Genomic DNA, 12,906 nt, shown 5'->3' on the forward strand with positions numbered 1-12,906 from the left:
TACAGCTCGCTTCATTCATTAAATACGTTCCATCGCTGTCTTCAACGTTCCAACAACAAAGGCAATTTCTTCACTTGAAATAACAAGTGGTGGTGCTAATGTTAAGACGTTATTATAACCTGCTGTTGTCATACCGTTCCGTCCTATAATTAACCCTTTTTCTTTACAAGCATTTACAACGCTTGCAATTTTGTCGTTATCAATTGGCTCTTTCGTCTTTTTATCATTTACTAGTTCAATTCCAACTAGTAGACCTTTTCCTCTAATATCCCCTACAAGTGGATGCTCTCCAATTTCTTCTTTTAATTGCTCTAATAAAAGCGAACCCATTTGTGCAGATCGCTCAATTAAATTTTCATTTTCCATAATTTCTAAGTTTTTAAGCGCTAATGCACAAGCCGCTGGATTTCCACCAAATGTATTAATATGACGGAAGAATTCATAATCTCCCTTTCCTTTAAATGCTTCATATATTTCTTTTTTCACAGCTGTTGCTGATAATGGTAAATACGCGCTCGTAATCCCTTTTGCCATCGTAATAATATCTGGCTTCACATCATAATTCATAAATCCAAATGCTTTTCCTGTACGTCCGAAACCACAAATAACTTCATCGCTAATGAGCAATGCACCGTGTTTTTGACACATTTCATGAACAGCTTTCATATAGTCCTGTGGCGGCATTAAAATGCCTCCGCCCGTAATAATTGGTTCCATAATAAAAGCTGCAATCGTTTCACTTAATTCCCATGTCATAACGCGATCTACTTCTTTTACACATTCCACATCATAAATGTTCTGTCTTTCTATTCCAGGCATACGATAACAATCTGGCGGTGTTACATGTAAAAAGCCTGAAGCAAATGGCTCATATTGATATCTACGCTGTGCTTGTCCCGTCGCTGCCATCGTTGCCATTGTATTTCCATGATACCCGCGGTAACGTGACATAAATTTATAACGATGCGGTTCACCTTTTTGCGCATAGTATTGTCTTGCTATTTTAAAAGCTGTTTCGTTCGCTTCCGAACCACTATTAGAGAAGAAAATAACATACTCTCCTCCAAGCCACTCATTTAATTTTTCTGCAAGTTTTATAGCCGGTTCATGCGATTGTGACATTGGAAAGTATGATAATGTTTGCAATTGCTCATATGCCGCCTCTGCAAGCTCTTTTCTGCCATATCCACTATTCACACACCAAAGACCACTCATACCATCTAAATATCTTTTTCCTTGTATATCCTCAACCCAGCACCCTTCTGCTTTTGCCCCTACCATTGTACTATTTGGACTAAAGGGACGCATTCCGTGCCAAACATATTGCTCATCTTTTGCTAATAGTTCATCAGTCTGTTTCGTTTTCATCATTTCTTCCACCTTCCATAACAACTTATTTTTCACAAAAGCTGTGCTGGTGCCATGATGATTTAAATTTCTCCCTGCTTATTTTCATTCCACAAAATTAAGACAAATCCTACTTACAAAGCAGTATTATTTACAAGAAAATGACAAAAGAAAAAGGAGCTTTTCTTATATATCGAAAAGCTCCTCTTTCTTAATGCGAAGACGCATCACTAATACCATGACCAGTATTAGATTTCACAAGAATTTCATCAAACTTCGCCGCATCTTCTTTCTTACTAGATAACACGGTTCCTAAATATGCTGCAAGGAATCCGAGCGGAATTGAAATAATTCCAGGTGTCGTATACGGGAATATCGCTTCCCCAACAAATATAGCTTTGCCAGCTACAGGGTTCCAAACATTTGGACTTAACGCTACGAGAACAATGGCTGATACAAGACCAACAATCATACCGGAGATAGCACCTGTCGTATTGAAGCGCTTCCAATAGATTGTGAATAATATAACTGGCAAGTTTGCACTCGCCGCTACTGCAAATGCTAATGAAACTAAAAACGCTACGTTCAATGTTTGAGCAAATAACGCAAGTATAATGGATAATACCGCTACTCCAATAGACGCATAGCGAGCCATTGACACTTGCTCTTTTTCCGTTGATTTCCCCTTGCGAATAATTTCATTATAAAAATCATGTGCAAATGCTGATGCTGCTGTTAATACAAGGCCTGCCACTACAGCCAAAATCGTTGCAAAAGCAATGGCTGATACGAAAGCAAATAAGAAATCTCCACCTAACGCTTTCGCTAATAAAGGTGCTGCCATATTACCAGCAAGATTCGCTTTAATAATTGCTTCATTCCCTACAAATGCCGCTGCTCCAAATCCTAAGAAAATTGTCATAATATAAAATGCGCCAATTAGCCACGTAGCATATACAACAGATTGACGTGCTGTTTTCGCATCACGTACTGTAAAAAAGCGAACAAGAATATGTGGTAATCCTGCAGTACCAAGGACTAGTCCTAAATTTAAAGATAGTGTATCAAGACCATCTTTATACTTTACACCGGGATTTAAAAACGACTCTTTTAACGGAGTAGCTGTTTTCATTTGCGCGAACATTTCCGTCACACTGAAATTAAATTTGGCGAAAACGATTACAGAAATAATAAATGTACCCGCCATAAGTAATACAGCCTTAACAATTTGTACCCAGCTCGTCGCAGTCATTCCGCCAAAAATAACGTACACTGTCATTAATGTACCAACGATTAAAACGGATGTCGTATATTCAATCCCTAATAATAATTTAATAAGTGCACCCGCACCAACTAATTGCGCAATCATATAAAAAATCGAAATCGTCATTGTATTAAGCGCTGCAACTCCGCGAACTTTTTTCGCATCAAAACGCGCCGCAATCATATCTGCTAGCGTGTACTTTCCTAAATTTCTAAGTGGCTCTGCAACTAAGTATAATACAACTAAGTAAGCAACTAAGAAACCGATACTATAAAAGAATCCATCAAAACCAGTTAACGCGATCGCTCCGGCTATACCAAGAAAGGATGCAGCAGACATGTAATCTCCCGCAATGGCCAGACCATTTTGCCAACCAGTTAATCCCCCTCCAGCTGTATAAAACTCACTCGCATTTTTCGTTTTCTTCGATGCAAAATAAGTTATGACGAGTGTACCAAGTACGATGATTAAAAATAGTGCAAAAGCGGTTGTATTCAAAGTCAGCCCCTCCCTTTTTGCATATCTTGCAGAATGTTTTGTGAGATTTTATCAAAGGATTCAGCTTTTTTGCTGTAAATCATACATAATGACCACGTCATGATAAATTGTGCAAAAGCAAATATCCACGCCCACGTAACATCACCAAATGCTGGTGTATTGAGTACCTTTGAGTACGATGTTAAAATAGGTAACGCAATAAAAAAGCTTAAAAAGAAAATACTCATTGGAACGATGAACTTCTTTTTCGTATTTAATAACAATTGAAATTCTTCTGACTGAACAACCTCTGTATAATTCACCTCATTTTGTAACTTACGCGCTGACGTATCATCTCGTTTCATTCTCTAATCCCCTCTCTTACTAGAAATACAATTCCCCCTTGTATACCTAAAGACTAAATTTTATAAATATTCAGAAACTTATTTTCATTTTAGACAATCCATACATTCCTGCAAAGATTTTTCGATAGACATTTTTCGGCAATTTCCCCTAAATTTTTAATATACTTTTTCAACATACAATTTATGAACTTCAATCCCGTATCAGCGAAGCTTTCATACTCGTTATAACAAAATAAAAAAGCAGTGCTTATCGCACCACTTCTGTTTTTTTCTCTTTTTCTAAATTACGAGCTGTTTCGCTTAATTCAACATCTTTTCCATCTTTAAGCGTTCCAAATAGGAAATCAAATACTGGATTGGAAACACCAAACCAAAACCTTTCATTTTTATAATGGTGTAGTATGTGCTGTTTTTTTAGCCATCTTCCAAACTTAGTAACAGGACGAATTGGCTTATGTGCAATATAATGTTTCCATTCATAAACGAGAAGCATGATAATCATTCCGATTCCGAATGAAAGTGTAACAGTAACACTTTTTGTTATAGCGTACGATATTAGTAAATATATAGTAAAGCTCGGTATACTAAACCATACAGGCAAAAATAAAAGCTTTAAATCATCTGGATATACGTGATGATCATAATGTAATCTTCTTAACATTTTTAATAAAAATACGTTTTTAGGTGGTTTTAAGTGAAATAAAAAACGGTGTGTCATATATTCGTTAAGCATATAAAAAACAATCCCAAACAAACAGGCTAACATACCGATCCATGTAAAAAATTGCATTTTTAAAATAATAATGAAAACAAATAATATACTATACATAATAACGATATCATGTTGTAAAAAGAACTCTTTCCCCACTCTCTTCATGTTCCTTCCCCCTTTTCCAAAAAAACAGCCGCAACATATCGTTACGACTACTTCTTTTATTTTCTATTCTTATTCTATTCGCTTTACAAATTTGCCTGCTGCTCTATTGTCGAGAAAAAATTGTTCGATTCAAATATATTTTGCTTTGGAATAATATGTTCCACCGCAAACACTGTTACTTCTCCTCTTTGTACCTCTCCAATAATGAGTCCAAATACTTCATGATTTACCGCAAAAGTTGGTTGCTTTGTTTGTAGTAATCTCGCTGCAGTATGAAGTACCGCTTCATATAGTGGATTCCTATCAGTAATTTCTTTTCGGATTTTTGGTGCTAACGTAATAATAATTTCTTTTCCGTCAATAGTGGTTCGATACATAAAAATCTCCCCTTCAATCTTATGTGAACAACTGTAAAGCTTTGTATGCAACATGGATAGAATATCCTACTAAAATAATACCCGCTCCGGCTGTTATATAGCCTATTGCTTTTTGCTTTAATAAAGTTCTGCCAAAATGGACAGAAAATGCGATATTTACATTCCATAAAATAATACCAACGATAATACAAAGACTGTACAAAAAGGCTTCTTGTTTCGTTACCTTCGTGAGCAATGAGCTAAGTGTACTTCCGTATATACCAAACCAAAAAACAAGATTTAATGGATTGGATATCGCAATTAAAAAACCTGCCATAAACGATTGTTTCAGGCCACTTACCTCTTCTTTTTTATATTCCATATTCGACTTAGAAATTCCTTGTTTTACACTTTGAAATCCTAAATAAAATAATAAGAAAAACCCTGTACAATACATAAAAGCTTGTACATATGTATACATAAACAAAGAAGATAAACCGAAATAAATGAGAAGCATAAACAAAATATCTGCAGTCATTCCACCAATTCCAACAACCCACGCATGCCAAAAACCTCGTTCAATTCCTCGTTTTAACATTTCAATATTAATCGGACCTACTGGCGCAGCTAATGAAATACCTAATACAATTTGTTGTATAATTGCTCCAAACATCGCTCTATCCTTTCTACTTCCTTTACTATTAAGTAATGATGTAATAATTAAAAATAGACTAGCTTTCATCAAACCACTTACTAAAATACCCTTTTTATCCAAAATATGCAAAAGAGCCATCTAGATGATGACTCTTACTTTTCTATTTTATGAAGAAAAGGACATTTTCCCTTTATCGGTTCTACATCGTCCCCTATGAAGTATTGTTTCCATTCACGATGATCCGGATCACCATAATGACTAATGTTGGGATGTTTCGGCAACTGATCCCACTTTTCAACTCGCTCTCGGACCGTTTGTCTTGAATATGCTCCTTTTAGACGATCACCTTCTAATCCATCAAAGATGGTGCGTGGTTGAAACCCAATAACGAGAGAATTTCCTAAATGCCTAGTTTTTCGTTGTTTATAAGCTGGTGCATTTCCAAATGCGAATATCGGTTCACCACCAAATGAAAATTCCCATAAGTAATGGTCTGGGTCTTCAGGAATTTGCTTCGGCCATGTTTGGTCATCTTGTTCATGTAAATATTGTAATACTTTCCAAAAGTAATCCCGATAATATTCCAGTGATTGTTCCTCACATTCTGGTTCCACAAAAAGAAAAAATCCTCTTCTTACAATTGGCCGCTCTTTCATTAACTCTAAAAAAGATAACATTGTATGTGGCAAATGGCTCCAATCATTATGAGAGAGAAAGGAATAACGAAGCTCATTCTTTTTCAAAGCAGTTAAACCAAAATAACATGGGAAAGTTGGTTCTAATACGATGTTTGAAAAATTTTCAAATTCTTGTGCAACCCAATTCGGTATATCCGTTCTCATTCTCATTCCGTCATTATCTAATAAATAAGACTCATTCATTCTTTCACCTCATTATGTATAGCATTCAATTAAGACTATTACATACTCGGCCTGTCCTATACCTATTTAAAAATTTGACTGAAAAATTATTTAAAAATACAAAAAAATAAAATCGCTTACTTGACTAAATTCTCCCAATTCGTGTATATTTAAATTAATCATTTAGCAGAATATTCAAGATTATAGCATTTTTAGTTTATATTATCTTTTCAAATGAATTTCACTAAATGAAAAACGTAAATGTTTTTAGGAGGAATTGTAACATGCAAGGAAAAGTAAAATGGTTTAACAACGAAAAAGGTTTTGGATTTATCGAAATGGAAGGCGCTGACGATGTATTCGTACATTTCTCTGCTATTCAAGGCGAAGGTTACAAAGCTTTAGAGGAAGGTCAAGAAGTATCTTTCGATATCACTGAAGGAAACCGCGGACCTCAAGCTGCTAACGTAGTAAAACTTTAATCCAACATATGACAGGAGGTTACCTTACTTGGTAACCTCCTTTGTTATTCCTTTGTATATTTCCGTTTTCCAGAGCAAAAACTATGTGAAATGCGCAATATACAAAGGAGGAATTAGCAATGGGATCAGAAGTAAATGATTTTGAAGAAGTAAAATTCCGTGTAGAAACAGCACAAAAAATGGTAGGATCAGCGACAATTTCAATGGATCCAGATACATTAGAGCATGCGACTACTGCTGTAGAAGCCGCTCGCTCTCAGCTTGAAATTATGAGATCTGTTGCAACAGATTTAGATGAGCCATTTCTGATGAATGAGGAAAAGAAATTAAGCGAGTGCGAGCATCAATTAAATGAAGCGAAGCACTAAAAAAAACATCCAGAGAATTTTCTCTGGATGTTTTTTCATGACAACTGCTCTCCATACTTTTTCAATGTTTCTCCAACTGTACATTGTCTTATACAAAAGGAATGAGCATAATACTTACTATTCGTCTTTCGGTTATGTTCTCGCAAAAAACACCCTTCACAATACGTTTCTAATAAGTCATTTACCTCCGTAATGAGTTGCTTTTTATCCACCTTTGCACCTCTCTATTCGGTTATTTCTTTATGACTATCTATAACTGTTCCTTCTAATGCTTGCGTAGCTAATTGGTGTGCTTCTTTATTTTGTTTTCTAGATATCGGCTCGCACACTAGTTTTAATTTCATTTGTTTCGCCTTTTGTTCAATTTGATCTAAGTAATGATTTAAATGCTCATCATAGCAAGGCCATTCTCCAGCCAATTGCTGCAGTACAACTTGCGAATCGCCGCGAAGCGTGACCGCTTCATACTTAATCCCTAATTCCTCGAGTATATTCATACCGTATAGTAATGATGCATATTCCGCTTCATTATTATCATATATACCTTCTATATATGCATTACGGCGAATTCGGTATTGTTTATTCCCTTTTTTATAGTATACACATATACCTACTCCAGCTTCTTTCGTCTGAACATCATACCCCCCATCAAAATAAACGTGTACTTCTTGGGGCTCTTCCTCCACTTGTTTACTCAGCTTTTTCATTTCCTTTAGCGACCATTCCGCATCCATTTCATCATAAAATGATAGTTCTTTCACTCTTCCTGTTTTCTCGAAATCCTCTGCAAATTGCAGTACTTCTTCTATGTTCATATAATCTGTCGTTAATTCCGTCTGCAAACCGCGCTTCGTTTTATACAACCAATGAATTTTATATTTCATACTAGATTCCCCTTATATAAGACTTCTTATATGTAGCCAGCTAATGAAAGCCTCACTTTATTTTATTATATTGTATCAATAGTCACAGCATTATATTCAATTTGCTTACATACAAAAAGAGCTATCCCTATAGGAATAGCTCTTTCATCTATTACATAAATCTTTCAAATTGTACTCGTTTATTAATCCAGTACATTACAGGCATACCAATTGCCATGACAACAAATTCACCGATTGCACATGTTAACCAAGTCAACATAAATGGTAAATCAAATGCAAGATGAAGTTCAATTGCAATCATAAACATTGTAATTGTAAAAATAACTGTATTAAAAATCATACGAGCCCAAACACCTTTAATAAATCGCATAGAAATAATCGTTGCAACTAACGCAAGAATAGATTGTCCTACTCCAAATACTAAATCATACGCGATCATAGGTGAGAAAAAGAGATTCGTTAAAAATACACCTAATACAATTCCGTAAATTGCTTTCTTATTAAATACAACAAGATGATTAAACATCTCTGAAATACGAAACTGTACATTCGTAAAGCCAAATGGCTGAATAAGCATAGAAACAGCAATATATAATGCCGCTAAAATACCATTACCGACTAAAGTTCTAATATTCATGACAAAATCTCCTTAGTTTTTTTACGTGGGATGGTTTCGAACCACGTTATTCATTTTTTAAGCAACAAGATTATATTTTACGCAATACACACTCTTTCGTCAATAGATTCCTATCATTAACTACCTTTTTTCTTTTAGACAACGTATAATAAAATATATGAAAGTTTTAGGAGGTTTCACTTCATGACAGCAACAATTCAAAATGAAAAAGTGATCGTTTCCATTTCTGACAAAGGTGCAGAATTACAAAGCGTTCGCTTAAAAGAAGATAACACTGAATACTTATGGCAAGGCGATTCTACTTATTGGGGGCGCCGCGCACCAATTTTATTCCCAATTGTCGGCCGATTAGTAGATAATACATACTACGTAGATGGTAAACCATATTCTTTAACACAACACGGCTTTGCTCGTGACCTTACATTCTCTGTAAAAGAACAAAGTGAAACGAAAATCACTTACATTGTAACTAGTAATGAAGAAACATTAAAAAAATACCCATACGAATTCGAATTACTCGTTTCTTATGAGCTAGACGGACAAATCGTTCATGTAACATATGAAGTACATAACCCTGCTTCAAAAGAGATGTTCTTCTCAATCGGAGCACATCCTGGTTTCAACTTCCCCCTATTAGAGGGCGAATCATTTACAGATTATCATTTATCATTTAACGGTTCTGAACGCTTAGAAACAAGCGTATTAGAAGGACCTTACCTTTCAAGCAAAAAGCAAGTAATCGCTGAAAATGCAACTGAATTACCACTTACATACGATTTATTCAAAAATGATGCACTTATTTTTGAAAATATGAATACGGATGAAATCTCTATTCGTTCTCATAAACATAATAAATTTGTAAAAGTAGAATTTGACGGATTCCCATTTGTCGGCGTATGGACACCAGGCGAGAATGCTCCCTTCTTATGTATCGAACCTTGGTACGGAATTGCTGATGGAGTAACTCCAGCAAAAGATTTCAAAGAAAAAAAAGGAATTCAATCTTTACAAGCGAATGAAACATTTACATGTCGTTATAGCATTACAATTGGCTAATTACTCTATCCCCTACTTCAATGAAACATATAAGTAGGGGATCATCTTATCATTTGGAGGTTTCTCATTTTGATTGAAGTATATATTGATGGTGCATCAAAAGGAAATCCTGGTCCTTCTGGTGCAGGCGTATTTATTAAAGGGGTTCAACCAGCTGTACAATTATCATTACCCCTTGGGACAATGTCCAATCATGAAGCAGAATACCACGCTTTACTTGCGGCATTAAAATATTGCATGGAGCATAATTATAACATTGTCTCTTTCCGTACAGATTCGCAACTTGTCGAGCGGGCTGTTGAAAAAGAATACGCAAAAAATAAAATGTTTGCACCACTATTAGAAGAAGCACTGCAGTACATAAAAAGTTTCGATCTCTTTTTTATTAAGTGGATTCCAAGTAGTCAAAATAAAGTTGCTGATGAGTTAGCTAGAAAGGCTATCTTACAAAATTAACGGGGGTATGAGTGTGAAAAAAGATTGGATCGCTCCTCTTGCTTTATTATTTGTCTCTTTTATTTGGGGAGCTACGTTTGTCGTCGTTCAAAATGCTATGTCTTTCGTTGGTCCATTTACTTTTAATGGTATTCGTTTTTTATTCGCTGGAATTATTTTATTATTCGTTCAAATGATTTTCTCAAAAAAAACTTCAAAACAAGATATTAAACAAAGTAGTCTCGCTGGATTAATCGTTGGGTTCTTTTTATGCGTTGGATACGTGTTACAAACATTTGGCTTACTTTATACAACTTCTTCAAAAGCAGGTTTCTTAACAGGACTTAGTATCGTTATGGTACCCATTTTGTCTTTTATCTTTTTAAAACAAAAAGCTACCATTTTTATCGTAATGGGCATTGCTGTAGCAACAGCAGGTTTATACTTATTAACAGCTGGTGATTCTTTTCAATTAAACATGGGAGATATACTCGTTCTCGGTTGTGCAGTTGCTTTCGCTGCTCATATTCTTGTTAACGGCTTCTTCTCTAAGAAAATATCACCTTTATTATTAAGCACGTCGCAAATATTAGCTGTCGGTATGTTTTCTTCTATTTGCGCTTTTTTGTTTGAAGATTGGGAAAAATTATTCTCAGCAGCACTATGGACGAATTCTTCCTTTTTATTCGCCCTATTTCTAACTTCCCTATTCGCAACATCCATTGCTTTTTTCATTCAAACATCAGCGCAAAAGCATACATCTCCAACGAGAGTAGCCATTATTTTCGCAATGGAGCCCGTTTTTGCTGCCTTAACAGGCGTTCTCGTGGCAAACGAACAACTTTCTGTTTCCGCTATTATCGGATGCCTATGTATTTTTCTAGGCATGGTTTTTGTTGAATTACCTTCCAAAACAAAAAAAGAAGCGCAGGCCGCGTGAAGTTACGATTGTAACTTCCGCATAAAAGCCTTAGCGCTTTTTTTATCTGTAATCTCTTCTTCTTTCAATCGTTCTAATAACGCAACAAAATAACTCCCATCAAACTGTAATTGATGTTTAATTGTCGCTTCTATTGCCGCGTTCACAATTCCATCAGATGCACCCGTATATCCTTGTCCAAACATAATAAATCCTTGTGCCTCTTCTGATAGTTTAAATCCTTTCGTATGTAAGAATGAAAGATAATCTTCTACTGTTTGCATGATATTCCCACCTACTCAAAAATTCTCCATCTCCTATCATACATGTTTTTACACGCTATGAGAATGAAATTTCTTTGACAACTTTGTAAATCTATCGTCTACTGCATAGACAATAAAGGATTTCCTTGCAATATGAATGAATATGTATAGGGGAACTTATTTCATATTAAAGGAGAGACACAATGAAGCAAGCACTATTAATTATCGATGCGCAACAAGAATTAATGGATGGAAATGAAAAAGAAAATGCAGTTTTTCGTAAAAAAGAGCTACTATCTACACTAAATACAGCCGTACAGAACGCAATCGATTCAAATGCCCTTATTGTTTTCGTAAGAGATATCGATGTTGCTTCTGGTAGTGGAGAAGGATTTGAAGTACATAATGAAATTCAAGTACCTCAGTCCGCAATCCTTATTAATAAAGCAGCAACAAACGCATTCTATGCCACTTCTTTACTAGAACTTTTAAAAGAAGAGAAGATTGGTCATATCGTTATCGGTGGATGTAAAACAGAGCATTGTATCGACACCGCTGTTAGAACTGCTACTGTACAAGGATTTGACGTTACATTAATTAAAAATGGTCATTCCACAACTGATTCTAACGTATTATCTGCAGAGCAAATTATTGCTCATCATAATAAAATTCTACATGGACATTATAACGTGGATCATTTTTCTATGGTGAGAAATATTGAGGAAGACCTCTTTCAACCAACTCACGACCAATATCGTGATTAATAAAAAAATCCTTCATTCAGAAGGATTCTTTTTTATCCGAAAATTTGTGCTGCAATACTGTATAGTTCCCCATTTCTTTTCAAAAACCGATCACTATTTCTCATCATAATTGGTGGTGTATGAACCTTTTGAAAGCCAACAGACTCTAATTGATTCATAAAATCGTTTTTCCCCTCTGGTACATCAATTCTTAATTTACCATGATGCTCTCTTGCTAAATAATGTACAATCCTCATTGCCATCGCATCATCTTCAGCAACGACCGGACCTATTATTTTATTTTCTGGTGTTTGTATACTTAAACCGTAACCTAATACATTTTGTTCCTTATCCTTTACAACGATACACTGTTCACTTTGCATAATTCTTTTCATTACAAACCCTTTTCTATTTGTTCCAAACGCATATTCATCTAATTTTATTATTTCTTTTAAATCACACTCCTCATAATTCATCATATAATCTTCATTTCTCATACAATAATTATTCACATTGTACGAGTTACATATGTATTTAGAAACATAGCTTACTGCTCTAAATCCCAATTTTTCATATAAAGGCTTTCCCTCGTCCGTAGCAATAAGCATAATGGGAGTTTGAGCTGATACGCTCTTAATACATGCATTCGTTATCGCCTTTCCAATCCCACTTCCCTTATAATCTGGATGTACAATGACCATTCCGATAGACGCTAATTTCTCCCCATATAATATAATTGCTGCGCTAGCAATGAGTTCCTTTCTCTCATTCCACACACCATATACAATACCTGAGTCAAAAATAGTCTCAATTTCTTCTTTATTATAATCCCACCCAATATAAGAAGATAATGCTACAATATCGCCTATTTGTTCTTTCCTAAGACGTTTCACCTTAATTTCCAATTCAAGCATAATC

The 12,906-nt window shown here is 35.2% G+C and carries 18 protein-coding genes and 1 riboswitch; of the genes, 6 read left to right on the forward strand and 12 right to left on the reverse strand.

The features are described 5' to 3' along the window. Positions 1-18: 18 nt before the first annotated feature. The 7 genes from COL05_RS00485 to COL05_RS00515 form a co-directional block, all read right to left on the reverse strand. A complete protein-coding gene (locus COL05_RS00485) occupies positions 19-1,368 on the reverse strand; it encodes an aspartate aminotransferase family protein (RefSeq protein WP_142337295.1) in 1,350 nt (449 codons plus the stop codon). Positions 1,369-1,558: 190 nt separating this feature from the next. Further along, complete coding sequence (locus COL05_RS00490) at positions 1,559-3,109, reverse strand: solute symporter family protein (RefSeq protein ID WP_098667207.1); 1,551 nt, start codon at positions 3,107-3,109, stop codon at positions 1,559-1,561. Positions 3,110-3,111: 2 nt separating this feature from the next. Continuing rightward, positions 3,112-3,453 (reverse strand): DUF485 domain-containing protein, encoded by a 342-nt coding sequence (locus tag COL05_RS00495; protein ID WP_098667208.1) that lies wholly within the window; start codon positions 3,451-3,453, stop codon positions 3,112-3,114. Positions 3,454-3,700: 247 nt separating this feature from the next. Further along, positions 3,701-4,330 carry a sterol desaturase family protein gene (locus tag COL05_RS00500; protein WP_098667209.1) on the reverse strand — a complete coding sequence of 210 codons (630 nt, stop codon included), beginning with the start codon at positions 4,328-4,330 and terminating at the stop codon, positions 3,701-3,703. 83 nt (positions 4,331-4,413) lie between these two features. Then, positions 4,414-4,707 carry a cytoplasmic protein gene (locus COL05_RS00505; RefSeq protein WP_098667210.1) on the reverse strand — a complete coding sequence of 98 codons (294 nt, stop codon included), beginning with the start codon at positions 4,705-4,707 and terminating at the stop codon, positions 4,414-4,416. A 19-nt stretch (positions 4,708-4,726) separates the two neighbouring features. Beyond that, positions 4,727-5,359 carry a LysE family transporter gene (locus tag COL05_RS00510; protein WP_098667219.1) on the reverse strand — a complete coding sequence of 211 codons (633 nt, stop codon included), beginning with the start codon at positions 5,357-5,359 and terminating at the stop codon, positions 4,727-4,729. A gap of 134 nt (positions 5,360-5,493) precedes the next feature. Further along, the gene (locus COL05_RS00515; protein ID WP_098667211.1) at positions 5,494-6,222 is read right to left on the reverse strand and encodes a YqcI/YcgG family protein; all 729 of its coding nucleotides are present in this window, start codon (positions 6,220-6,222) and stop codon (positions 5,494-5,496) included. A gap of 263 nt (positions 6,223-6,485) precedes the next feature. Here COL05_RS00515 and cspB point away from each other — a divergent pair, with 263 nt between their 5' ends. Further along, positions 6,486-6,683: a cold shock-like protein CspB gene (gene cspB, locus COL05_RS00520; protein ID WP_001161732.1), complete on the forward strand. Its 198-nt coding sequence runs from the start codon at positions 6,486-6,488 to the stop codon at positions 6,681-6,683. A gap of 119 nt (positions 6,684-6,802) precedes the next feature. After that, the gene (locus COL05_RS00525) at positions 6,803-7,051 is read left to right on the forward strand and encodes a DUF2564 family protein (protein WP_098667212.1); all 249 of its coding nucleotides are present in this window, start codon (positions 6,803-6,805) and stop codon (positions 7,049-7,051) included. Positions 7,052-7,086: 35 nt separating this feature from the next. Here the strand turns inward: COL05_RS00525 and COL05_RS00530 are convergent, their stop codons facing one another. The 3 genes from COL05_RS00530 to COL05_RS00540 all read right to left on the reverse strand — a co-directional run bounded on the left by COL05_RS00530 (position 7,087) and on the right by COL05_RS00540 (position 8,572). Next, the gene (locus COL05_RS00530; protein ID WP_000358801.1) at positions 7,087-7,263 is read right to left on the reverse strand and encodes a zinc-finger domain-containing protein; all 177 of its coding nucleotides are present in this window, start codon (positions 7,261-7,263) and stop codon (positions 7,087-7,089) included. Between the two features lie 12 nt (positions 7,264-7,275). After that, entirely contained in the window at positions 7,276-7,935 is a 660-nt protein-coding gene (locus tag COL05_RS00535; RefSeq protein WP_098667213.1) for a ribonuclease H family protein, read from the reverse strand. A gap of 151 nt (positions 7,936-8,086) precedes the next feature. Further along, the gene (locus COL05_RS00540; protein WP_001026467.1) at positions 8,087-8,572 is read right to left on the reverse strand and encodes a QueT transporter family protein; all 486 of its coding nucleotides are present in this window, start codon (positions 8,570-8,572) and stop codon (positions 8,087-8,089) included. A gap of 6 nt (positions 8,573-8,578) precedes the next feature. After that, a riboswitch (PreQ1 riboswitch) is annotated at positions 8,579-8,623 on the reverse strand. 132 nt (positions 8,624-8,755) lie between these two features. On the opposite strand from COL05_RS00540, the gene COL05_RS00545 reads away from it, so the two are divergent. The 3 genes from COL05_RS00545 (at position 8,756) to COL05_RS00555 (ending at position 11,003) form a co-directional block, all read left to right on the forward strand. Beyond that, positions 8,756-9,628: an aldose 1-epimerase family protein gene (locus tag COL05_RS00545; protein ID WP_098667214.1), complete on the forward strand. Its 873-nt coding sequence runs from the start codon at positions 8,756-8,758 to the stop codon at positions 9,626-9,628. Positions 9,629-9,697: 69 nt separating this feature from the next. Beyond that, complete coding sequence (locus tag COL05_RS00550; protein WP_000573871.1) at positions 9,698-10,084, forward strand: reverse transcriptase-like protein; 387 nt, start codon at positions 9,698-9,700, stop codon at positions 10,082-10,084. 13 nt (positions 10,085-10,097) lie between these two features. Beyond that, positions 10,098-11,003 (forward strand): DMT family transporter, encoded by a 906-nt coding sequence (locus tag COL05_RS00555; protein WP_141478110.1) that lies wholly within the window; start codon positions 10,098-10,100, stop codon positions 11,001-11,003. A gap of 2 nt (positions 11,004-11,005) precedes the next feature. Here COL05_RS00555 and COL05_RS00560 read toward each other — a convergent pair whose 3' ends face one another. Continuing rightward, on the reverse strand, positions 11,006-11,266 hold the full coding sequence (locus tag COL05_RS00560; RefSeq protein WP_098667215.1) for a DUF6123 family protein: 261 nt from the start codon (positions 11,264-11,266) through the stop codon (positions 11,006-11,008). 182 nt (positions 11,267-11,448) lie between these two features. Between COL05_RS00560 and COL05_RS00565 the strand changes: the two genes are divergently transcribed. Beyond that, positions 11,449-12,009 (forward strand): cysteine hydrolase family protein, encoded by a 561-nt coding sequence (locus COL05_RS00565; protein WP_098667216.1) that lies wholly within the window; start codon positions 11,449-11,451, stop codon positions 12,007-12,009. A 32-nt stretch (positions 12,010-12,041) separates the two neighbouring features. On the opposite strand, the gene COL05_RS00570 is transcribed toward COL05_RS00565, so the two are convergent. After that, positions 12,042-12,902: a GNAT family N-acetyltransferase gene (locus tag COL05_RS00570; protein WP_098667217.1), complete on the reverse strand. Its 861-nt coding sequence runs from the start codon at positions 12,900-12,902 to the stop codon at positions 12,042-12,044. Positions 12,903-12,906: the final 4 nt, after the last annotated feature.

This window comes from Bacillus sp. AFS059628 (assembly GCF_002571225.1).
GTDB lineage: Bacteria > Bacillota > Bacilli > Bacillales > Bacillaceae_G > Bacillus_A.